17 protein-coding genes are annotated in these 22228 nt (G+C 59.2%); 9 read left to right on the forward strand and 8 right to left on the reverse strand.

Annotation, left to right across the window (positions count from 1 at the left end; translation table 11 throughout):
• Nucleotides 1–4 precede the first annotated feature (4 nt).
• From Q1A44_RS06475 to Q1A44_RS06510, 8 genes are all read left to right on the forward strand, one after another.
• Entirely contained in the window at nucleotides 5–841 is an 837-nt protein-coding gene (locus Q1A44_RS06475) for a carbohydrate ABC transporter permease (RefSeq protein ID WP_299621634.1), read from the forward strand.
• Nucleotides 841–1605 carry an SDR family oxidoreductase gene (locus Q1A44_RS06480; RefSeq protein WP_299621638.1) on the forward strand — a complete coding sequence of 255 codons (765 nt, stop codon included), beginning with the start codon at nucleotides 841–843 and terminating at the stop codon, nucleotides 1603–1605. The genes Q1A44_RS06475 and Q1A44_RS06480 overlap by 1 nt, the downstream gene beginning before the upstream one ends.
• 4 nt (nucleotides 1606–1609) lie before the next feature.
• Complete coding sequence (locus Q1A44_RS06485; RefSeq protein ID WP_299621641.1) at nucleotides 1610–2503, forward strand: AraC family transcriptional regulator; 894 nt, start codon at nucleotides 1610–1612, stop codon at nucleotides 2501–2503.
• Complete coding sequence (locus tag Q1A44_RS06490) at nucleotides 2500–3921, forward strand: mannitol dehydrogenase family protein (RefSeq protein ID WP_299621644.1); 1422 nt, start codon at nucleotides 2500–2502, stop codon at nucleotides 3919–3921. Before Q1A44_RS06485 ends, Q1A44_RS06490 begins: the two co-directional genes overlap by 4 nt.
• The gene (gene ugpC / locus Q1A44_RS06495; protein WP_299621647.1) at nucleotides 3909–4943 is read left to right on the forward strand and encodes a sn-glycerol-3-phosphate ABC transporter ATP-binding protein UgpC; all 1035 of its coding nucleotides are present in this window, start codon (nucleotides 3909–3911) and stop codon (nucleotides 4941–4943) included. The genes Q1A44_RS06490 and ugpC overlap by 13 nt, the downstream gene beginning before the upstream one ends.
• 160 nt (nucleotides 4944–5103) lie before the next feature.
• Nucleotides 5104–10455: a GAF domain-containing protein gene (locus Q1A44_RS06500; RefSeq protein ID WP_299621650.1), complete on the forward strand. Its 5352-nt coding sequence runs from the start codon at nucleotides 5104–5106 to the stop codon at nucleotides 10453–10455.
• Entirely contained in the window at nucleotides 10452–10787 is a 336-nt protein-coding gene (locus Q1A44_RS06505; RefSeq protein WP_299621653.1) for an Hpt domain-containing protein, read from the forward strand. The genes Q1A44_RS06500 and Q1A44_RS06505 overlap by 4 nt, the downstream gene beginning before the upstream one ends.
• Nucleotides 10780–11805, forward strand: coding sequence for an adenylate/guanylate cyclase domain-containing protein (locus tag Q1A44_RS06510; protein WP_299621657.1), 1026 nt, complete (start codon nucleotides 10780–10782; stop codon nucleotides 11803–11805). The genes Q1A44_RS06505 and Q1A44_RS06510 overlap by 8 nt, the downstream gene beginning before the upstream one ends.
• A gap of 31 nt (nucleotides 11806–11836) precedes the next feature.
• Here the strand turns inward: Q1A44_RS06510 and Q1A44_RS06515 are convergent, their stop codons facing one another.
• Nucleotides 11837–12757: a LysR family transcriptional regulator gene (locus Q1A44_RS06515; protein WP_299621660.1), complete on the reverse strand. Its 921-nt coding sequence runs from the start codon at nucleotides 12755–12757 to the stop codon at nucleotides 11837–11839.
• Nucleotides 12758–12860: 103 nt separating this feature from the next.
• Here Q1A44_RS06515 and Q1A44_RS06520 point away from each other — a divergent pair, with 103 nt between their 5' ends.
• Nucleotides 12861–14249, forward strand: coding sequence for an aminotransferase class III-fold pyridoxal phosphate-dependent enzyme (locus tag Q1A44_RS06520; RefSeq protein ID WP_299621664.1), 1389 nt, complete (start codon nucleotides 12861–12863; stop codon nucleotides 14247–14249).
• A gap of 111 nt (nucleotides 14250–14360) precedes the next feature.
• Here the strand turns inward: Q1A44_RS06520 and Q1A44_RS06525 are convergent, their stop codons facing one another.
• From Q1A44_RS06525 to Q1A44_RS06555, 7 genes are read right to left on the reverse strand one after another with little or no spacing between them, the layout of a single operon-like run.
• A complete protein-coding gene (locus tag Q1A44_RS06525) occupies nucleotides 14361–15626 on the reverse strand; it encodes an aminotransferase class V-fold PLP-dependent enzyme (RefSeq protein WP_299621668.1) in 1266 nt (421 codons plus the stop codon).
• A gap of 48 nt (nucleotides 15627–15674) precedes the next feature.
• Nucleotides 15675–16682: a glutamate cyclase domain-containing protein gene (locus Q1A44_RS06530; RefSeq protein ID WP_299621671.1), complete on the reverse strand. Its 1008-nt coding sequence runs from the start codon at nucleotides 16680–16682 to the stop codon at nucleotides 15675–15677.
• The gene (locus tag Q1A44_RS06535) at nucleotides 16679–17938 is read right to left on the reverse strand and encodes an aminotransferase class I/II-fold pyridoxal phosphate-dependent enzyme (RefSeq protein ID WP_299621674.1); all 1260 of its coding nucleotides are present in this window, start codon (nucleotides 17936–17938) and stop codon (nucleotides 16679–16681) included. The genes Q1A44_RS06530 and Q1A44_RS06535 overlap by 4 nt, the downstream gene beginning before the upstream one ends.
• Nucleotides 17939–17940: 2 nt before the next feature.
• On the reverse strand, nucleotides 17941–19416 hold the full coding sequence (locus tag Q1A44_RS06540; protein ID WP_299621677.1) for an aldehyde dehydrogenase family protein: 1476 nt from the start codon (nucleotides 19414–19416) through the stop codon (nucleotides 17941–17943).
• 3 nt (nucleotides 19417–19419) lie between these two features.
• Complete coding sequence (locus tag Q1A44_RS06545) at nucleotides 19420–20304, reverse strand: NAD(P)-binding domain-containing protein (RefSeq protein ID WP_299621680.1); 885 nt, start codon at nucleotides 20302–20304, stop codon at nucleotides 19420–19422.
• A gap of 19 nt (nucleotides 20305–20323) precedes the next feature.
• On the reverse strand, nucleotides 20324–21610 hold the full coding sequence (locus Q1A44_RS06550) for a TRAP transporter large permease (RefSeq protein ID WP_299621683.1): 1287 nt from the start codon (nucleotides 21608–21610) through the stop codon (nucleotides 20324–20326).
• 3 nt (nucleotides 21611–21613) lie between these two features.
• Complete coding sequence (locus tag Q1A44_RS06555) at nucleotides 21614–22183, reverse strand: TRAP transporter small permease subunit (RefSeq protein ID WP_299621686.1); 570 nt, start codon at nucleotides 22181–22183, stop codon at nucleotides 21614–21616.
• Nucleotides 22184–22228: the final 45 nt, after the last annotated feature.

Here is a 22228-nt window from a genome sequence, read left to right on the forward strand (position 1 = left end):
ACCAATGGCAACTGTCGCTCAAACTTCCAAATTCAGTAACATCTTCTGGCCCGTCGTGGCCTGGGTTGTGGCCCTGATCTTCTTCTTTCCGATCTTCTGGCTGGTCTTCACCAGCTTCAAGACAGACGCCGACGCGGTGAAGCCGGAGTTCCTGTTCTTCTTCACGCCGACGCTGGAAAACTACACCAACATGACCGAGAACTACGATTACTGGCGCTTTGCCATCAACTCAGTCATCACCTCGACCTTCGCTACGCTCTTTGCACTTTTCGTGGGCGTGCCATCGGCCTATGCCATGGCGTTCAACCCGTCCCGCCACACCAAGGACATCCTGATGTGGATGCTGTCGACCAAGATGCTGCCCGCTGCGGCCGTGCTTTATCCTATGACCTTCCTGACCAAGAACTTCCTGGGCATCTTTGACACCCACTTCCTGGTCATTCTGGTCCTGTGTCTGATCAACCTGCCCATCGTGATCTGGATGCTATTCACCTATTTCAAAGAGATCCCCAAAGAGATCATCGAAGCCTCGAAAATGGACGGCGTCACCACTTGGGGCGAGATCAAGGATATCCTGATCCCGCTGGCCTGGGGTGGCGTGGCCTCTACGGCGCTGCTTTGCTTCATCTTCTGCTGGAACGAAGCATACTGGACCGTGCGTCTGACCACGACCGAGGCGGCGACGCTGTCCAAGCTGATCGAAGGTAACCGCGCGCCCGAGGGCCTCTTCTTTGGCCGGTTGTCGGCTGTGTCCACGGCTGCCGTCGGCCCGATCATCGTGCTGGGCTGGTTCTGTCAGAAACAGCTGGTCCAAGGCCTGACATTCGGGGCGGTGAAGTAATGACCCTGAACGCGGCCCCCACGGATCTCACTGGCAAAACTGCCCTTGTCACCGGCGCTGCCGGCGGCATCGGCGCCAGTGCAGTGGCGCATTTTGCGGCGCTGGGGGCCACGGTCTATGCCACGGATATCGCGGACAGCTTTGATGGGCCCGCAACATATGCCAAGTTCGACATGGCCAGCGAAGACGGGCTGAGTGCCCTCACGGACTGGATCACCGAGATCAAGCCTGACATCCTGTTCAACAATGCCGCCCTCTTTGCCATGGGCAGCATTCTCGAAGAAGGCGATCTGGCCCAACTCGACAAACTCTTTGGTGTCAATGTACGCGGTTTCTATGCCGTCATGCAGGCGTGCGCCAAATCGATGGTGGCAGAGGGCAAGCCCGGGTCCATCATCAATCTTGCCTCCCAAGCAGGACATCGCGGCGAAGCTTTGGTGGCGCATTATTGCGCGACCAAAGCCGCCGTGATCAGTTACACACAATCGGCTGCATTGGCCCTTGCCCCGCACAAGATCCGCGTCAACGCGATCAGCCCCGGTGTGATCGACACGCCGATGTGGGCCACCGTTGACGCCCTGTTTGCCCGGTTTGAGGGCAAGGAACTTGGCCAAAAGAAACGCGAAGTCGGCGAGGCTGTGCCCCTTGGCTACATGGGTACACCGGACGACGTGGCTCGCGCCGCGGTCTTTCTGGCCAGCGATCAATCAGCGTATATGACCGCCCAGACCATCGGTGTCGATGGCGGCAATGTGTTGAGGTAGGGCCATGTCGATTATTGAACCCAAGATCGAGCTTGTGGATCGAACAACCCGGTCGATCCGTTACCTGGAACACGGCTGGCCCACGGAACTCTGCCGCTGGCACGCCCATGAAGAATACGAATTGCACCTGATCGTGGCGACACGGGGCAAAGCCTTTGTCGGCGACTATATCGGTGACTTCGAGGCCGGTGATCTGTTCCTGACGGGCCCGAACCTGCCCCACAACTGGGTCACCGACAAGGTGTGGACCGAACCGCTTGAGATGCGGGACATGCTGGTCCAGTTCAGCCACGAAAGCTTTGAGAAACTAGCCGAAGGGTTCCCCGAGTTCAATGAGGTGCGCAATATGCTGACCCTCGCACAGTCGGGAATCCAGTTCCAGGGCTTCAACCCCACCTTTGCGCGTGGCCATTTCGAGAGCATCCGCAACAATGAAGGCCCCGAACGCATTCTGGCCTTCATCCGTTTCCTTGTCCGCCTCAATGAACATGCGGAGAAAAAGGTGCTGTCGGTGAGCAAACTGGTGCAAGCCGGGGGTGGCAGCAAACATGCCCGCATTGGCGAGGCCGTGGATTACATCGTGTCCAACTTCAAGGAAGAGATGTCTGTGGCCCAGGCGGCAGAAAAGGCTCGCATGACCCAAGCCACATTCAGCCGGAATTTTCAGGCCGTGACGGGGCACAAATTCGTGGAATTCGTCAACAGCGTCCGCATCGGACAGGCCTGCGGGATGCTCTACGCCACCGATGATCCGATCTCGAAAATCAGCTTGCAGGCCGGGTTCCAGAACCTTGCCAACTTCAATCGGCATTTCTTGAAAGTGAAGGGCATGACCCCGTCAGAATACCGCGAAACCGCGCGCAAAGACCTTGCCCCCACTCTGGAGCATTCATCATGAACCTGTCCACGACATCGCGGGTCCATGCGACCACCTATGACCGGGCTGCGTGCGCCATTGGCGTGGTGCATCTGGGCTTTGGGGCGTTCCACCGGGCGCATCAGGCAGTGTATCTTGATGACTACATGGATGCATCAGGCGATCTGCGCTGGGGAATTGCCGCGGTAAATCTGCGCGCCTCCGAGGCGGGACAATTCCAGAAAGCGGCAGAAGACACAGCGCGTCATGACGGCTATTTCCTGAAATCGGTATCCGCCAAGGGCGAAGAGACCCTGCGCCGCGTCCGTGCTCACGTCTATTTCGCGGATTGGAGCGATGCGCCCGCCCCGACAGAGGCCCTTTTGGCCGCCCCGTCGGTGCACCTGGTTACGATCACTGTCACCGAAAGCGGCTATTACACCGATCCGAATGGCAACTTGAACCGCCAGAACCCGGTCATCGCCAGCGAAGTCTCAGGGGCATCGGCCAGCAGCGTCTATGGCTATCTGCGTGCGGCCCTGCGCCAGCGTATGGAGCAGTCGGGCGCGCCTTTGACCATCGCGTGCTGTGACAACATCCGCCAGAACGGCAAGATGCTGCGCCGCAACCTCATGGACTATCTCGAGGCCTGCAATGATGCGGCCCTGGCCAAATGGGTCAGCGAAAATGTCGCCTTCCCCTGCTCGATGGTGGATCGGATCACGCCGCGCAGTTCAGACGCCCTGGCGGCAGATCTGTCTGCTCTCATTGGTGTGGACGTGACCTCGCCCATCATGGCCGAAGACTTCATGCAATGGGTGCTTCAGGACAGTGCCAGTGGCCCTATGCCCGATCTGGGTCGGGCTGGCGTGACTGTCACCTCGGATGTGGACCCGTATGAGGAAACCAAGATCCGCGTGCTGAACGGCGGCCACACAGCGTTGTGCTATCTGGCCGCGCTCAAAGGGGTCGAAACCTTTGATGCCGCCATGCGAGTGCCTGAACTCAACGCGCATTTCCACAACTTTGAAAGCCGCGAAGTTCTGCCTGCGATTACACTGCCCCTGCCCTTTTCAAAGGACTTATACCTGTCGCAGATTGCCGACCGCTTTGGCAACCGCGCCATTGGCGACACCGTCGCGCGCATTTGTGCCGATGGCATGGCCAAGTTCCCGATCTTTATCCAACCCACGCTGCGGGGCTGTTTTGAGCAGGGGATCATGCCGATCCACACCATCCGCAGCATCGCCAGTTGGCATGTGTTCGCAAGCCATGTGGCGGCGGGCAAAATACCCTTTGACTACGTCGAACCACAGTGGAGCGCGCTGAGCGCGATGCTGGGCACTGACGCCTTTATCACCAGTCGCCAGCTCTGGAGCGACCTTCCCGAAACATATCCAGAATTCGCGGACGCGTTGCGCCGCGAGATTGCAGAAATGGAGACAAAATGGCCGGTCTGACACTGCGCGATGTGCGCAAAAGCTATGGTGCAACTCAAGTGATGCACGGCGTCGATCTTGATATCGAGGATGGCGAGTTCGTTGTGTTTGTGGGGCCTTCGGGCTGCGGCAAATCCACCCTGCTGCGCATGATCGCAGGGCTTGAGGAAATCTCGGGCGGATCGGTGGCCATTGGCGACCGCGAAGTCAACGAGGTGGCCGCCTCCAAACGTGGGGTTGCGATGGTTTTCCAGACCTACGCGCTTTACCCGCACATGACCGTCTATAAGAACATGGCCTTTGGTCTGAAGCAGGCCAAGACCGACCCGGCAGAGATTGACCGCCGTGTGCAGGCCGCTGCAGAGATCCTGCAGATCAAAGACTATCTGGATCGCAGCCCGCGCAACCTGTCGGGTGGTCAACGCCAGCGGGTTGCCATCGGCCGCGCCATCGTACGCGACCCCGATGTGTTCCTCTTTGACGAACCGCTCTCGAACCTGGATGCCGCTCTGCGCGTGCAGACCCGCCTTGAGATTGCGCGCCTGCACGAACGGCTCAAGACTACGATGATCTACGTGACCCACGATCAGGTCGAGGCTATGACGCTGGCCGACAAGATCGTTGTTCTGCGCGATGGCCGGATCGAACAAGTGGGCAGCCCCATCGAGCTTTACGAGCGGCCCAACAACGCCTTTGTGGCGCAATTCATCGGCAGCCCGAAAATGAACTTCTTCGGTGCCGCTGATCTCGCACCCACCGCGGCAACGACCCTTGGCCGCGCGATCTCTGACAAAGACAACGTTGGCCTGCGCCCCGAACACCTGGTGCCAACGGATGGCGCCGGCGCGGTTGTCGAAGGGCGGTTGGAACTGGTGGAAAATCTGGGTGAATACGCCCTTGTGCACCTGATCACCGCCACGGGCGTCGAATTCATCGCCAAGACGGAAAAACCGCCACTGCAGGAAAAAGGGTCGACCATCGGCTTTGGCATCAAGCCCGAGCTAGTGCATGTATTTGACAAGGAAACGGGGTTGCGGGCTTAATTAGCCCACATTGCCGAACAAAACCGGGCCTGACCTTTGCCAAAGGGTCAGGCCTTTTTCGTGCCAGGGGGTGAAACGATACCGATAGCGTCACACCGCATTTGCCGCTAGCCTGACCTGAACGGTATTTGAGCCTTTCAGACAAAGCGATTTGCACCCATTGGAACGAGAAAACCGCCCCGCCGCCATACGGCCTGCGTCTGATCAGGACGCCACCCTCAGCGCCTCGGACACCGTGGCGCAGTTGGCGGCGATGTCGCAAATCATGCAGGCCATCAACGCCTCGCGCCACGACACGGGCCCCATTTTCGACGCCATCCTCGAAAATGCCCAGCGGCTTTGCAACGCGCCAATGGCAGGGCTTGTTCTGGCCACGGCCCAGGACGACCACCAGACCCTGGCCGCCTATGTCGGCATGTTCCCCAAGGCGATTGAGCTGTTTGAAACAGGCCAGATGAAGGTCGATCCGACCCTGTCTTATGCCGCCAAATGCATCGCGGAGGGTGAGTTGATCGCCCTGCCCGACATGGGCCAAAGCGACCTCTACCAAAACGGCAGCCCCGTCGTTCGCTCCATGGTCGATGACAGCTACATCCGCAGTGTCCTGTTTGTTCCGCTGATCCGGGACGGATCGGCCATCGGCCTGATCACCCTCTTCCGACAAGAGGTGGACCCGTTCAGTGACAGCGAGATTGCCCTGATCCGCACCTTTGCCACCCAGGCCGTGATCGCCATCGACAACGCCCAGCAGTTCCACGACATGCAATTGCGGCTGGAACGCGAGGCGGCCACCAAACAGGTCCTCGCCGTCATCAGCCAAAACCGCGACGACGAAAAACCTGTATTTGACGCGATCCTGGAACAGGCGGAACGGCTGTGCGGGGCCGACGGCAGCGGGCTGCAATTGCTCAACGATGCGGGCACTGCGTTGCAGATCGAGGCCACCGGCGCTTCGAATGATTACGGTTCTTTCCCTCTGGGCACGACGTTTCCATTGGATTTACCCCTTGGCATGTGCATCGCCGTGCGCGAGGCCCGCGTTGTCCATTACGAAGACCTCAAGGAAACCGAGCTTTACAAGCAAGGTCATGAGGGTCGGCGCAAATTGGTCGATGTCGAAGGAGTGCGGTCGTTCCTGAACGTTCCCCTGCTTAGGAACGGCGTCGGTTTCGGCAACATTACCCTGTCGCGGCGCGTGCCAAAGCCGTTCACGGCTGACGAAATTGCGCTGGTCGAAACCTTTGCAGCCCAGGCTGTTATTGCCATCGACAACGTCCGCCAGTTCCGCGAAGTCCAGACCCGGCTCGAGCGGGAACAGGGCATGGCCGATGTACTTGAGGTCATCAGCCAAAGTCGCGATGACGAACAGCCGGTGTTCGAGGTGATCCTGAAAACCGCGGCACGCCTGTGCGGTGCTGACGCCGCCGCCGTTGCCATGGGGCAGGAGGGCGACACGCACCAGACCTTGAACGCCTCAATCGGCACGGATCAGGCTACGATTGACGTCTATGACGCCGGGCTGGTCAGTATGAACCCGGAGATTTCCATGGTCGCCAAAGCGATCATCACGCGAAGCGTTGTCCATATCGAGGACATGGCCGACACCGAAGGATACCGATCTGGCAACGTGCACTTCAAAACGGTCGTGGACGATACCGGCATCCGCACCAACCTTTTTGTGCCGCTGATCTCGAATGGTAAGGGCATTGGCGCGCTGATCCTGTTCCGCAAAGAAGTGCGGCCCTACAAAGCGGACGAGATCGCGCTGGTCGAGACCTTTGCCGCTCAAGCCGTGATCGCCATCGACAATGTGCGCCAGTTCCGCGAGGTGCAAAACCGGCTTGAACGCGAGCGCGCCTCGTCCGAAATTCTGGACGTCATCAGCCACAGCCGCGACGACGACACGCCCGTGTTTCAGGCGATTGTCGAGAACGCGGAACGGCTGTGCAATGCACCCATGACGATGCTCCTTTTGCTGAACGAGGCCCACACACAGTGGCAATTGGTAGCCAGCGCCGGGGCCGCCACCCGTTCGATGGAAACCGGGGACACCTGGACCGTTACGCCAAATGACGCATTGTATCAAAGCGTTGCGCAAGGACACCCCATCCAGCAAGACGACCTGAAAACCACGAAACTCTATCAAGACGGTGCTGTCGGCATGCGCCAATTGGTGGATGGCGAAGGGCTGCGCACCCGGGTCGCCGTGCCCTTGGTGTCAAACGGCAAGGGGCTGGGGGTGCTGGTCTTGTGTCGGCGCGAAGTTGCGCGCTTTGCCCGAGGCGACATCGACCTGGTGGCGACCTTTGCAGACCAAGCAGTGGTGGCCATCGAAAACACTCGCCAATTCCGTGAGGTGCAGCAATCGCTGGGCCGACAAACCGCCACGTCGGACATCCTGAGGGTGATCAACACCTCCGGCGCGGACTTGCAGCCGGTCTTTGATCTTGTCACCCACAAGGCGGCGGAACTGTGCGGAGCACAGTTTTGCATCATGTGGCGCTATGACGGACGGTTGAACCATTTTTGCGCCAGCCACGGATTCTCGTCTGATCAGATGGCGACGTACAAGGCCAATTGGCCCGCCCCACTGATCGAAAACTCGCTGAGCACACGTGTGATCCGCTCTGGTGACATCGAACATATCGAAGATGCGCAAGACCCGTCCTATTTCGACCACGACATCGCAAAGGCCTCCGGGTTTCGGCACTTACTTGGCGTGCCCATGCGGGTCGGCGACAATGTCTGGGGTGCGATCATCATGGCCTTCGCCGAAGGGGACAAACCGACACAGGCCGATATCGATCTGGTCGACACCTTTGCGCGGCAAGCGGGCATCGCCATCAAGAACGCCCAGCTTTTTCACGACACCCAGGAGGCACTCGAACAACAGACCGCCACCGCCGATGTTCTCAAGGCAATCAGTGAGGATGCTTTTGACCTGCCATCGGTCTTGCAGCGGTTGATCGAGGCGGCCGCGCGGCTGTGTGATGCGTCGATCTGCATTCTGTTCAACCGTGAGGGGGACAAGCTTGTTCTGGGGGCGAATACCGGGTGCTCTCCCGAGATGATCACCTTTCACCAGAATAATCCGCATGCTTTGGACCGGACAAATGTTGCCGGTCGTGCCGTACTGGAACGCCGCACGATCCATATTCCCGACATTACGCTCGACCCCGATTTCGCAACACCGCAATCAACCACATTGGGTGGCTGGCGGTCCATTATCGCGGTGCCCTTGATCCGCGACGGCGTGGTAATCGCGGTGCTGGACCTCGCGCGTCCCGATCCAACTCCGTTCACGGCCCGCCAAATTGAACTGGTCGAAACCTTTGCCGATCAGGCGGTAATCGCGCTCAACAACACGCGCCTGTTCGAAGAGGTGGAACAGCGCACCGACGAGGTCGAGGCCGCATTGGCACGGCAAACCGCCAGCGCTGACATTCTGCGCATTATCAGCCAATCGCCCACAGACACGACGCCGGTTTTTCACGCCATTGCAAAGGCTGGCAACCAATTGCTGAGCTGCGACAGTGTGGTTGTGATGTTGCGGGACAGCGACACCCTGACGCCTGTTGCGGGGGTCCAAAATGGCGAGGTGCTGACAACGCTCGTCCGTCGGAAAATCCCGATTGATCCAGGCCGCAATTACCCATCCCGTGTCGTGGTTACTGGCGAAATGGTTCACATCCCCGATCACACAAAGGTTGACCTGCCCCCGCACGAAGTGGACACCTTTGCCAAATTCAACCTAAAATCCGTTCTGTTTCTGCCGCTTATTCGCGAGGGCGAAAGCGTCGGCGTCCTGATTTTCACACGGACCGACGCGCCGCGCGCCTTCTCGGAGGACGAGATCGAGTTGGGCAATTCGTTCTGTGACCAGGCGGTAATTGCCATCGAGAACGTCCGCCTCTTTCAGGAGGCGCAAGAGGCGCGGGCTGCGGCCGAACAGGCCAATGAAGCCAAAAGCGCGTTCCTCGCAACGATGAGCCACGAAATCCGAACGCCCATGAATGCCGTCATCGGGATGAGCGGGCTTTTGATCGACACAAATCTTGATGCGGAACAACACGATTACGCACGCACCATCCGCGACAGCGGTGACGCCTTGCTGGGCATCATCAACGAGATCCTCGATTTTTCAAAAATCGAAGCTGGCCAGATGGATATCGAGGATCACCCCTTTGACCTGCGCGAGTGTATCGAGTCCGCTCTCGACCTGATCGCCGGCCGCGCGGCGGAAAAACAGCTCGATGTGGCCTATATTCTTGACGACAGCGTACCCCCTGCCATCAGCGCCGACCTGACGCGGATGCGACAGATTTTGCTTAATCTGTTGTCCAATGCGGTGAAGTTCACGGATGAAGGCGAAGTTGTCCTGTCCGTCAAGGCGGTGCCTGGCAAACGGGACGCGCTGAGCCTTGAATTCACCGTCAAGGATACCGGCATCGGCCTGACAGATGTGGGCATGAGCCGCCTCTTCCAATCCTTCAGCCAGGCCGACAGCTCAACGACCCGCAAATATGGTGGCACGGGCCTTGGCCTCGCGATCTCCAAGCGGTTGGCGGAATTGATGGGGGGAACGATGTGGGCCACCAGCGACGGCGCTGGACAAGGTTCAACCTTTCATTTCACCATTTCGGCGACCACTGCCGATATGCCGGACATAAAAGCCTGCACCCTGATCGGGCAGCAATCGGAACTGGTGGGCAAACGTTTGTTGATCGTTGACGACAATGCCACCAACCTCAAGATACTGGCACTGCAGACCGAAAAATGGGGCACCAAAACAGATGCGTTTTCCACCCCTGCCGCGGCTCTGGAACGGCTAAAATCGAAAAACGTTTATGACCTCGCGATCCTCGATATGCACATGCCTGACATGGACGGTGTGGCATTGGCCAAGGCCATACGCACCCTGCGCCCTCATCTGCCCATGATCCTCTTCAGCTCCCTTGGTCTGCGCGACAGCGACGCACCCAATGATCTTTGCGCTGCATACCTCGCCAAACCGCTGCGACAATCACAGCTGTTCGACACGCTTGTGACCCTGTTTAACGCAGCACCCGCACCTGATGCTAAACCCACCGCAAAACCCAAAGCCGACCCTGAAATGGGCAAGCGCCATCCTTTGCGCATTCTTCTGGCCGAAGACAATCTGGTGAACCAGAAACTTGCCATTCGATTGTTAGAGCAAATGGGCTACCGCGCCGATCTGGCGAGCAACGGCAAAGAGGCATTGGAAAGCGTCGCCCGCCAGACTTACGACGTTGTGCTCATGGACGTTCAGATGCCCGAGATGGACGGGCTGGAGGCCACGCGCAGAATCACTGCCGATAATGCCCCCGATGCCCGCCCCCGGATCGTGGCCATGACCGCCAACGCGATGCAAGGGGATCGCGAGATGTGCCTTGAGGCAGGCATGGACGACTATATCGCCAAGCCCATTCGGGTCGAACGGTTGATCGACGCGCTTATGGCCGTCCCGCCCCATATGAAGGAAGACAAATGACACAGCCACTGATTGATGCCTCTGTCCTTGACGAACTGAGTGAAGCGATGGGGCAGGATTTCGCCGCCGAGTTGATCGCCACCTTTCTGAACGAAGGCCCCGTTATGTTGGCCCAGTTGAAAGAGGCAGCGACGGCTGAGGATGCAGATGCCTACCGGCGCGCCGCTCATTCGATCAAATCCAACGCCCAGATTTTCGGTGCCACCGCGTTGGCCAATCAGGCACGTGACATGGAATTGGGGACGCTTGAGGACGCCGAACTGGCCGTCGGATCGCTGGAAACCACTTATGATCAGACCGCTCAAGCCCTGAAGGTGGCCTTGGATGCGTGATGCAAAGGGCCATCTGCTCATCGTGGACGACAACAAGGTCAATCGTCTGTTGATGTGCCGCAGTGTCGAGATATTGGGGCATCGTGCCTCGACCGCCGAGAACGGCAAAGTCGCAATGCAGATGCTGTCCGAGCAGAGCTTTGACATGATGCTTCTCGACATCGAGATGCCCGAAATGGACGGGTTCGAAGTGCTGGAGGCCCTGAAAGCAGACAGCAACCTGCGCGATCTGCCAGTCATCGTAACCTCGTCCGTTGAAGGGCTGGACAACATCGTGCGCTGCATCGAACTGGGCGCCGAAGACTACATCCCCAAGCCTGTCAACAAGACCCTGTTGAACGCTCGCGTAAGTTCGAGCCTCGAGAAAAAACGGCTCTACGACGAGCAGAAGGACCTGCTTCGACGCTTTGCCACGGATGAGGTGGCACAGGACCTGCGCGAACAGGGCTTCGCCATCGGCGGGCGCCGGATCAGCGCGACGGTTCTGTTCTGCGACATCCGTGATTTCACCGCCCTGTCCGAAGACATGGCGCCCGAAGACACAATCGACCTGCTCAACACATACTACACATTGATGTTTGAGGCTGTGACCAGTCATGGCGGCATCGTGAGCCTCATGGTGGGAGACGGGTTGATGGCTCTGTTTGGTGCGCCGCAACCTCTTGATAACTCTGCGCAATGCGCCGTCTCTGCCGCGCAGGAAATGCAAAGCATGGTCGCAGGACTTAACGAAGAGCGCGCAGCCCTTGAACAACCCGAGCTGAAAATCGGCGTTGGTATCGCAACTGGCGAAGTTGTGGCCGGATACGCAGGCACGGATGCGCGCGCGACCTACACCTGCATCGGCAAAACCGTGAACCTCGCCGCCCGCCTGGAGGCGCACACAAAAGTCGTGGACCATGCAATCCTGATTGATCACGCAACTTGGACGCAGATGTCCGATCATCAGGCATGCCAACCTGTTTCGTCGGTCCAGTTCAAAGGGTTTTCGGAAACCCTCAATGTCTTTGGACTTTGATTAGATAAAGGGCCTTGGGCGTATCAAACGTTCAAGTGGACCCCGAGTGTGCTTTTGCGAACCAAGCCTGCAACGCTTCGGCCACCTGCACCACAGGACTTCGCTCCGGCTCGTCAGAGCGAAACTCGCACTTCCAATTGACGACAATAGGCTTAGGGGACAAAGGCAGCGCAACGATGCGCTTGGACAGGATATGCGGCTCTACCGCCCATCGGGCGAGGATGCTTGTTCCCTGATTGGCCGCGACCAGTTCGATGATCGCTTCCGGTATCTCAACTGATGCGGTCCAGGTCGGATAGCGCCTTTCGGGGCGAAACAATCGCGCAAACTCCTGATCCGGTTCAGGGATTTTCGTGAATGTGATGAACCTCTGCCCTTCGATGTCACGCGCTGAAACCGTGTCGAACTTTGCCAGCGGGTGTTCAGGCGCGCAGATGCACACCAAAGGATCCGTAAACAGCGGCAACGCCCGCGTGGCCGGGTGCCCGTGTTCACCAGAGGTAATGGCGAGATCCACGTGCCGGTCCAGTAACGACGGGATCAGACCGCGCCGCGTGTCAGACATGATCTGAATGTCAATGCGCTCGGTCTGTGTGCGAAAGCTTTCGAGGAAGCTGGGGAACCAATGGAAGGCGCTGTAATTCTCGACAGCGATGCGCACGACATGGTCGATGCCTGCGTTCATCCGCCGGACTTCATCTTCGATCAGGAACAGTTCTTCGAGAAATTTTTCACTGAAGTTGGCGAGGTATTCCGCCGCGGCCGTCATGCGCAATCGCTTGTGGGTCCGTTCAAAGAGCGGCACACCAAGGCGCCTCTCGGCCTCTTTTATCCGATGGGACAATGCCGAAGGTGTCAGCCCAAGGGTGTCGGCGGCGTCAACAACCCGCCCGGTCCGACCAAGGGATCGGATCATTTGCAGGTGTCTTATGTCGAGGCGTGGTTCTTGCATGGATCAACTTGCATGAAGGAAATTCATCAAAACTGACATTATACGACATTGCGCCTCAGTAAACATTATTGAAAGCTGAAGCCGAAAATAGTGAGGCCACACAATGAACACGCAATCTGCAATGAATTCGCCCCGCGCTTATGATCGGTTGAATCACGTCCACGGGCAGACGGATTTGCGGGGCCATCAGGACAATGGGCCGACTGCAATGGTCGTGAATGGCCACGGGGTGCGGTTCGTTACAGACGAAGGGCAAAGCATCATTGACGGCTTTTCCGGCCTGGGCTGCGTTTCGCTTGGCTATAACAATGATCGTCTGGCCAAGGCCGCCTTCGAACAGATGCAAGAACTGCCCTTTGCGCCCACGTTTTATGGCCGCTCGCATCCGAAAGTCGCAGAGTTGGCCCACACGCTGACGTCCAAGGCTGCCGTGCCTTTCGAGAAGGCCATGTTCCAATGCTCGGGGTCCGAGGCGAACGATACGATGATCAAGTTCATCTGGGCGCGCAACATCGCCCGTAGTCAGCCACAGCGGCGTCGGATGATTTCGCGGTGGCGCGGATACTACGGAAACACAGTAGCTGCTGTGGCGCTTTCCGGGCAGCCGCATATGCATGCCAATTTTGGTCTTCCAATGGATGACTTTCTAAAGCTTTCCACCCCCAACTATTACCTCCACGCTGCTGACGGAGAGAACGAGCTAGAATTCTCGGCACGCATGGCGGCAGAATTTGAAAAGACAGTGCTTGATGCGGGTCCCGATACAATCGCGGCCTTTTTTGCGGAACCCATGCAGTCGGGGGGCGGCGCCATTCGTCCACCGGAAGGTTATTGGGACGCGATGCAGGCCATCATCCGCAAATATGACATCCATTTCCATGTCGACGAGACCGTCACCGGATTTGGCCGCACCGGGCACTACTGGGGGGCACAGGCCTTTGGGCTGACCCCGGACAGCACTACCTGCGCCAAGGCGCTGACCGCAGCCTTTTTCCCGATGTCAGCCGTTATGTTTCGGCAAGATCTGTTCGATGACCTGATGAAAAATTCCGATGCAGCCGGCGTACTCGGCCACGGATTCACCTATGCGGGTCACCCGGTCGGTGCCGCCGTCGCGCTTGAGGCCTTGTCGATTTATGACGACATTGATCTCGTCGGTCATGTGCAGAAGGTGTCAAAACCATTTCTTGCCGGTTGCGAGGCACTGATGGACCATCCACTGGTTGGCGACGTGCGCGGCATCGGCCTCTTTTGCGGCATCCAATTGGTACAGGACAAGGCCAGTCGGCGACTTTGGGACCCCAAGCTGAAGGTGGGCACCATGGTTCAGGACAGCGCCCATGCGCGCGGGCTGTACCTTAGGTCCATCCCCCCAGACCGCATCAGTTTCATGCCACCGCTGATCATCTCCAAAGATGAAATCATTGAGGCCACGGCGATCCTGAAAGACGCACTTGATGACGTCTGGGCAGAGGTGCGTGGCCGGGCCTGACCAATCAGCGCAGCGCTTAGCCCTTCAACCCGAAAAGTCGGCTTTTACGAGCCGACTTCTATGGCGTGCGACTTGTCATCTCAGGCATAAGCGACAGAAAGCGGCCTCGGGCTAGGACGCTGCGCCATCTACGATTTCACGCATGGCCTGAAGGAAGGCTGACACCTCGGCGACCGAATTGTAGTGGCACATCGAAACGCGCACGGCCGATGGCAACCCCAAAGGATCAAGAATGTTTCCTGAGTAATGATCTGCTTTGCGGGTGTGCGTTCGGATACCGCGTGCGCGCAGTGCTGTGACCAGATCAGGGGCATCTGTCCCTTCCAGCGTGATGGAAACCAATCCCTCGCGGGCCGGATTATCCTCGCCACCGATGATGCCCACGCCCGGCAGGTCCGCCAGACCGGCCAGATTGCCCGTGCCAAAGATCATTGCGTTGGTCAGCGCCTGTTCATGATCATGGATGGCCGCGCCCGCCGCCTCGATGCGTGCGCGCTTGTCCTGCGCATCACTCACCTGACCGCCCAGCCAGTCGAAATACTCGACCACATTGGACATTGTAGCATAGGCACCTGTGTCGCGTGTTCCCAATTCCCAATTGCCTTCGGGCCCACCGATCAGGCTGTCATGCGGCAATGCGTTCAACCGGGGTGATGTCCAGGCGATCCCGTAGCCATGGCGCGAAAACACCTTGTAGGGAGAAATCACATAGCCATCGATGTCGTAGCCCTTGATGTCGATCAGCCCATGACTTGCGTGCTGGATGCCGTCGACAATGATGATCGCATCCGGCGCGACGGAACGGATGGCCTTTGCCACGGCGGCAACATCCACGCCCATGCCGGTCACCGGCGACGTGTGCAGGATCGTGGCCACCCGGATGTCAGGGCGCAGATGCGGGATGTAATCCTCCGCCGTCACGCAGCCGGTCGCATCATTGTGCGGCACCTGAACATAGGGCTTGCCTGCCACCTTGGCCCAGCGTGTGCAGGCACTGCGGGTCGCAGGGTGCTCAAGTGTCGACCCGAGGACAACACCACCGTCCTCTGTTTCCAGAATGGCGTTCATGATCAGTCGAAACAGCAGTTCAGTCCCGCTTTCACCGGCAAAGATATCCCCCTCTGGCGCGTTGAAGAAGACACGCATATCGTCCTTGGCCTGATTGATCACACGCACAAGTTCATGTGCCATTTCATTGTCGCGCCCCTGATTGTCCGGGATCGCGGCAAAGTGGTTGGACGTCTCGACAACGCTGTTCAACGTCAAGGCACCGCCCGCGTTTTCAAAGAAGACGCGCGGCCCGGCCACAGGGCAAGTTTCGACATGTGCAAAACGCCCGCGAATGTCGGCCATCAAGGTGGGGTTGTCGGTAATCATTGGTGTCTGCCTTCTCTGAGACCGCCATGGGTTCTTGTGGTTTTAAATTTAGGCCAGGGCCTTGCGTACAACGGCCTCGGCCATTTCCGCCAATGCTATATGGGTCGTGTCACGGATACCATCGACGTGAGGGTCGATTATGCCGTCAGCCGAATTGATCAGGCCGTTGGCCGTCATCACCTCTAGCAGCCGTGCCTCCATTGCCGGTGTGTGAACCAAACGGGCGTCGCCAACGCGCAAAGCCATTGCGGCGCAAATAGCGCTGCAGCCCCAGTTCGAAACGGCCGCCGTCACCAGAACATCCGCACCGCTGACCGCGCCGATACCCCCGCCACAAGGGCAATCACCAGGGCCGCCGTAAGGGATCGCCGTTTTGACCACGTCCGCCACCACGCCCATGCCAATCTCGTTCCCGCCATCGCCGACTGCAACGACAGGTATGCCCCGCGCCAGACCTTCGTCAAAGAGCATATCAATACGCGCCCGGCCCATACCATAGTCGCGCCCGCGCATGTTGTAATAAATGCCGTTCTCGTTGCGCCCGACACGCTCTGTCGAAAACAAAAGGTCAGGCTTCAAACGCTTTAGCATGTCGCGCGCCGCCGCCTGCCCGGCTACATCCTCAACCGGATAGGATTCCAGCACAACGCAAGCCATAGACCCGTCGGCGCTGGCCTCCCTTGCGGTCGCATGGTCAACCACGGCTAGGCCACAGGCTCGCAGAACCGCCGCCATCGCCGCGATCAACGTTTCTTCGATCACCACGACGGTTGTGGCCCTGCGCGCCAGCCACAGGGCCCGCACCACCGCCGCGGCCCCCGATGGGCCGTCATTTTCACCCAGTTCGGGCGACAGCCACGCGCGCGACACCGAACCGGTCGTCACGATCACCGAGCCCCCCTGGGGGATCGCCAGCAATCTGTCCGCTGCCGCCGCCACGAGGGGGCCACCAACAAGCGCACGCGACGCGTCATATAGCGGTTCAATCCCGCGGTTGCCGATGTCGAGGTTGACCAATCTGTCCAGCTGTTCGTCATATTTGACAAAATCGCTCATCTGCTTCCCCCAAACAGTGTTTCCTCGAACCACGCCCCGTCATCCAGTCGCTCTGCGACCATTCCCGCGGCTCTGTCCAGCGCTGTCACCAATGCCGCCACGCCCCCAACCGCGTCCAATGCGCCAGCAGTGGGTTTCAAGCGCAGCGACACCCGCCCGCCCGGGGCCCCATGCGTGTTTACCGTCAACACCCCATTGTCACGCAAAAGGATCATCCCAATCGCTGCGGTTGCTTCGGCCGGCACGATGTTTGCAGTCTTGCGTCCGGCCATCACAAGCACCCGTTTCAGAACATCCTGTTCATCCAGCATCGGCCCTAAGTCAGAGCGTTGCACAACGTCCGCACCCCAGGCATGCGCCAAGGCATCAGCAATGGACTGACCATCGCGGGCCTCATTGCGCAAATCCTCTGGGTCAAACTTTTGCAGGCTGCGCATCGCACCCGCCGCAATCGGTGCGCGGGCCTCTTGGCCCAGCTCTGACGCCTTGGCGAGTGTTGCCAGAACCGGCGTGGATGCACCGCACAGGATACCGGCCCGGGGGCCGGACAAACCCGCCTTGTCGGCATTGGTGATCGCAAAATCCGCCCCCATGGTCAGGCTTTCAGCCCCACCATACAGCACGGGCCGAAGCCGCGCGCCATATGCTTCGTCCATGAAAACCGTCGCACCCGCTGCCTTGCCTGCGGAAATGGCAACATCTGTCTGTGCGTCCGGCAGCCGCGCCAGTGTACTGGTCACTGTGGTCAGCACCATCAAGGCGGGGCGATGTTCCACAAGCGCTGCGGCAGGCACGGCACTGCCCGGTATCTCGATCAGCTCGACACCCGCCAGTTTGCAGCCGCGCACAACGGACGCGTGGCTTCGGTCACCGTCGGGCACCACGGACACAACGGGCCGCCCATCTGACAGAGCCAGGATGGCAGCGACGATCCCGGCGCTGGTCCGGTTGGTTACGGCCACGGTGTCTCCGCCCCCGAAATGGGTAATGGCGACCTCTGCCAATTCGCCAGCGAAAAGACCGGGGCCGATCCATTCCTCGCAATAGGTATCCAGGTCTTCGGGTTTGAGCGGGAAGTAACGCGGATTACCGGTGAAAACGCCGATGGCTTCGCTTCCCCGCGACGCAACGACATCCGCTGCAATCGCCTGCGCGTGCCGCAGACGTCGAATTTCCGCTGCGCTGTCCGTCAGAAACCGGCCGCGAGCAAAGCCCACGGAAGGATCAAGCGCATTGCCGAAACGATCATTGCCCATGATTAGACTGCCGCCGTCACGCATTTGCGGAACGTGTAGGCCTCAAGCGCGCCTTCGATGGAGTACTCAGACCCCATGCCCGATTGTTTGATCCCGCCATAGGACATGCCGGGGATTTGCCCGCCGCCCTGATTTACCTGAACCCAGCCTGCATCAATCGCCCGGGTCATCCGAATGATCGTGCTCATGTCGTGGGTAAAGATAAAAGCGGCCAGCCCGTAATGCGTATCGTTGGCCTGAGCGATCATGTCAGCCTCGTCCTCCCAAGCGAGTGCGACAAGCACCGGGCCGAACACCTCTTCGCGCGCAATGCGCCAGGAATTGTCGAGGCCGGTCAGGATCGTCGGGATCGGGTGAAAGCCCGCGTCTGTGCCCTTGGGCGTCTCGCCGGTGAGGAAGATCGCCCCCTGCGCTTCGGCCTCGGCGACATAGGCGCAGATTTCGTCGTAACGCTCGGCATTGACCACGGCACCAATGTCGCTGTCTTCGTCGAGGGCATCGCCGACGGTCATGGCAGCGGCCTTTTCCGCGACGCGGGGCATCAGGTCATCCCAGACCGATTTATGGACAAACAGGCGCGACCCGGCGGTGCAGCTTTGCCCCTGCCGCGCAAAGCGCATGGCATTCACGACCCCCTGTGCCGTGGCGTCGATCCGCTCGGGCGTGCAGGCATCGGGAAAGATGATGCAGGGGCTCTTGCCGCCCAGTTCAAGCGTCACATTGGCGATCCTGTCGGCGGTGGAATGGGACACCAGCTTGCCGACCTCGGACGATCCGGTGAACGAAACCTTTGCAATGCCGGGATGATTGGCAAGGGCGGCACCTGCCTCTTCGCCAAGGCCCGTGACCACGTTGAAGACACCTGGGGGGAATATATCAGCGGCCAATTCAACCAACCGCAATACAGCCAAAGGCGCGTCTTCGGCAGGTTTCAGCACAAGGCAATTACCGGTGGCCAGTGCCATTGAAATCTTGACCGCCCCCAGCTGCAGCGGTGAATTCCACGGAATAATCGACCCGACAACGCCCAGCGGTTCACGCGTGGCATAGGAGAAAATTCCCGGCCCCAACGGCAATGTCTCGCCTTTTTGTTCGACGGCCACACCACCGTAATACTTCAGCACACCTGCAGCACCCGCCGCTTCGCCGCGCGACTGGGTGCGCACCGCGTTTCCACTTTCAGCAGCCAGAATGCGGGCGACTTCCTCCGCGTGGGCGCTGAGCCGGTTGCCCAGTTCGGTCAGCATCGCGCCCCGTTCGGATGCAGGGCGCGCAGCCCAATCGCGACGCGCACGTTCAGCGGCGGCAACGGCGAGGTCAATTTCGGCTGCTGTTCCGCGCCCAATTTCACAGATCACTTTGCGACGGGACGGGTTTTCCACCGCCAGTTTTGCGCCGTTCTCCGGCCAGTGCCATCTTCCGTCTATGTATGATCCGGCAAGCCCGTCGGTCGGCAAGGTGTATTCAAGTAGTGCCATGTTTCAGTCCTGTGCTTCATCGGGCAGCGCCCGCAACGTTTTGTAGATCGCGGAAAAGTCCAAATTTCCGTCCATTCTCGCAAACTCCGTGAACGCGCGCGCAGCTTCTGCGCCGAAGGGTGTGATCTGACCTGTGGAAGTCGCCGCCGCTTGCGCCAGTCGCAAATCCTTTGCCATGAGCGCCGAGGCGAAGCCCGGGGCAAATGCGTTAGACGACGGCGCGGCAGGCACCACGCCCGGGATGGGACAGCGATTTTCGAGCGTCCAGCTCTGCGCAGCGGCACCTGCGCAAAGCGCATAGAACTTGTGCAGGTCCAGTTGCAACGCGTCAGCCAGCGCAAAGCCTTCCATCACCGCCATTGCCGTGATGCCGCAGATCATGTTGTGGCACGCCTTGGCCGCCTGCCCCGAACCTGCCGGGCCAAAGAACGTGATCTTTGCGCCCATGGCTTCCAGAACTGGCTTGGCTCTAGCAAAGGCTTCATCCGCGCCGCCGACCATAAAGCTGAGGCTGCCCGCCTCCGCCCCTGTTGGCCCACCGGATACCGGCGCATCCAGCATCATGAGGTCCTTCGACTTGGCTTGGGCGGCCAAATCGCGCGCCGTATCAACGTCTATGGTCGAGCAGTCGATAAGCAGCGCGCTAGAGGCCGCCCCGGCGTGGACGACCTCGGCGTGGACCTTGGCGACGTGCCGCCCTTCGGGCAACATGGTCACAATGATCTCTGCCTCGGCGATGGCCGCAGCCGTTGGCTCAACCGCACCATCGAACATGGCGCGCATCTCGGCAGAGATATCCATGCCGAGAACATCATGACCCGCCGCCTGCAACACTTTCGCCATGGGCCGCCCCATCGTGCCCAGCCCGATAAAAGCAATATTTGCCATCAATTCTCTCTTTCCATAGTCAGCGCATCAACATCTCTGGCAGCCACAAGGCCAAGTTCGGAAACACGGCAAGCAGCGCAATCATCGCAGCCATGGCCACAACGAACGGCAACGCCCCCAGCATGACATCCGTCATCGGGCCGCGCCCACGCACCCCCTGCACAACATAAAGGTTCAACCCGATGGGCGGGGTAATCAGAGCAGTTTCAATCAGGATCATCATGACGATCCCGTACCAGACCGGGTCAAAGCCAAGGCTGAACATCAAGGGCGCGATGATCGGGATCGTCGTGATCATCATGGATAGCGTTTCCATGAAGCAGCCAAGCACCACATAAAAAATAACAACGGCCAGCAGCATCTGCATCGGTGACAGCCCAAGTCCTGTCACAAACTGGTTGAGCTGCGAGGTCAGACCGATGCCGGACAGGATCATGTTCAGGATATATGCCGCCATGATGATCAGAACGATCATGGCCGTGGTCACGACCGTGCCTTCCAGCGCCTCGTTCAGCATCTTCCAGTTCAGCCGCCCCCGCCCCGCCGCGATGATCAATGCGGCGACAACTCCCAAAGCCGCAGCCTCGGTCGGCGTGGCAAAGCCTGCATAAATCGAGCCAATCACCACGACAAAGACCATGATGGGAGGCAGAACCCCGATTGTGCCTGCGAACCGTTCGGCCAGAGTATAGTGAGCGCGGTGACCCGCCATTTCGGGCCGCAACAGCACGATGCCTATGATCGCCGCCATAAACAGCCCCGCCAGCATCAGCCCGGGAATGATCCCCGCGATATAAAGCTGCGGAACAGAGGTGTTGGTCAGAATACCGTAAATGATCAGGTTCACCGACGGCGGGATCAGAATGCCAAGTGTGCCACCCGCTGCAAGTGTGCCAAGAAACAGCTTGGGTCCATAACCGTGGCGGTCAATCTGCGGCACAGCAACCGTGCCGATCGTGGCCGCCGTTGCGACGGAAGAGCCGGAAGTGGCCGAGAAAAGCGCACAGGCCCCGATATTGGCATGCATCACGCCACCCGGGAGCCAGCCCAACCATTTGGCCAGCGCGTCATACATCGCGTCAGCCACACCCGAGCGCAGCATGATCTCTCCGAGCAGGACAAACAACGGGATCGCCATAAGCAGGAAGCCGGATGAGGCTGTCCAAGCAACCTCGCCCGACGCCTGATAGAGCGGCAGGAAACCGAAAGTGCGATCCAGAGTGACGGCCATCACGCCCAGAGCCGCCGCAATCGGCAGGCTAAGCGCGATCAAGACGATCAAGAGAATGAGGGCAGTCATGAGCATCGGTTATCTACGCTCCTGCGCGTCACGAATTTCGGCGTCGGTTTCTTCTTGCGCGCCGCGCACTCCGGCAATCGCATGCGCAGACGTCAGGTCGCGGCGCAGCAACGCGCGAATGGTTTCGGCGATCAGAATGGCCGTGACCGCACCAAAAACCCAAAGGCCTGCCGCCCAAAGCCCGTGCGGAATCCAACGCGGCACCTGCATCTGACTGTTGGAGACAGCACCCGTGCGCCATGAGTTTTCGAACAATCCGGTGGCAAACCAGGCAAGGAAAATAGCGAAGGCAAACATGGAAATCAAAGCAAGCAGATCAAGGACAGCCTGCCCCGGTCGGGGCAGCTGTGCGTGCAAGATGTCGATACGCACATGGGCGCGCCGGACGATCGCCAAAGAGCAACCCCAAGTCACTGTAATCGCCAGGATATAGCCCGCAACTTCGTCGGCATTGATGAGGCTGATCCCCAAAAGTTTGCGGCTAACCACTTCAACAGCGATCATCGCGACCGACAGCAGCAATGCCACGCCGCAGATGCGCGCCATCCAAGTCGAAACACGTTCAGCAAACTCATACATGGCCGGTCCTGACGACATTTTGTGGGTGACTTATCGACCGCGCAA

It is taken from the genome of uncultured Tateyamaria sp., assembly GCF_947503705.1.
Classification (GTDB): Bacteria; Pseudomonadota; Alphaproteobacteria; order Rhodobacterales; family Rhodobacteraceae; genus Tateyamaria.

Coding starts and splice junctions, on each gene's coding strand:
- Q1A44_RS06475 (WP_299621634.1), top strand. CDS start 5: ATGGCAACTGTCGCTCAAACTTCCAAATTCAGTAACATCTTCTGGCCC.
- Q1A44_RS06480 (WP_299621638.1), top strand. CDS start 841: ATGACCCTGAACGCGGCCCCCACGGATCTCACTGGCAAAACTGCCCTT.
- Q1A44_RS06485 (WP_299621641.1), top strand. CDS start 1,610: ATGTCGATTATTGAACCCAAGATCGAGCTTGTGGATCGAACAACCCGG.
- Q1A44_RS06490 (WP_299621644.1), top strand. CDS start 2,500: ATGAACCTGTCCACGACATCGCGGGTCCATGCGACCACCTATGACCGG.
- ugpC (WP_299621647.1), top strand. CDS start 3,909: ATGGCCGGTCTGACACTGCGCGATGTGCGCAAAAGCTATGGTGCAACT.
- Q1A44_RS06505 (WP_299621653.1), top strand. CDS start 10,452: ATGACACAGCCACTGATTGATGCCTCTGTCCTTGACGAACTGAGTGAA.
- Q1A44_RS06510 (WP_299621657.1), top strand. CDS start 10,780: ATGCGTGATGCAAAGGGCCATCTGCTCATCGTGGACGACAACAAGGTC.
- Q1A44_RS06515 (WP_299621660.1), bottom strand. CDS start 12,757: ATGCAAGAACCACGCCTCGACATAAGACACCTGCAAATGATCCGATCC.
- Q1A44_RS06520 (WP_299621664.1), top strand. CDS start 12,861: ATGAACACGCAATCTGCAATGAATTCGCCCCGCGCTTATGATCGGTTG.
- Q1A44_RS06525 (WP_299621668.1), bottom strand. CDS start 15,626: ATGATTACCGACAACCCCACCTTGATGGCCGACATTCGCGGGCGTTTT.
- Q1A44_RS06530 (WP_299621671.1), bottom strand. CDS start 16,682: ATGAGCGATTTTGTCAAATATGACGAACAGCTGGACAGATTGGTCAAC.
- Q1A44_RS06535 (WP_299621674.1), bottom strand. CDS start 17,938: ATGGGCAATGATCGTTTCGGCAATGCGCTTGATCCTTCCGTGGGCTTT.
- Q1A44_RS06540 (WP_299621677.1), bottom strand. CDS start 19,416: ATGGCACTACTTGAATACACCTTGCCGACCGACGGGCTTGCCGGATCA.
- Q1A44_RS06545 (WP_299621680.1), bottom strand. CDS start 20,304: ATGGCAAATATTGCTTTTATCGGGCTGGGCACGATGGGGCGGCCCATG.
- Q1A44_RS06550 (WP_299621683.1), bottom strand. CDS start 21,610: ATGCTCATGACTGCCCTCATTCTCTTGATCGTCTTGATCGCGCTTAGC.
- Q1A44_RS06555 (WP_299621686.1), bottom strand. CDS start 22,183: ATGTATGAGTTTGCTGAACGTGTTTCGACTTGGATGGCGCGCATCTGC.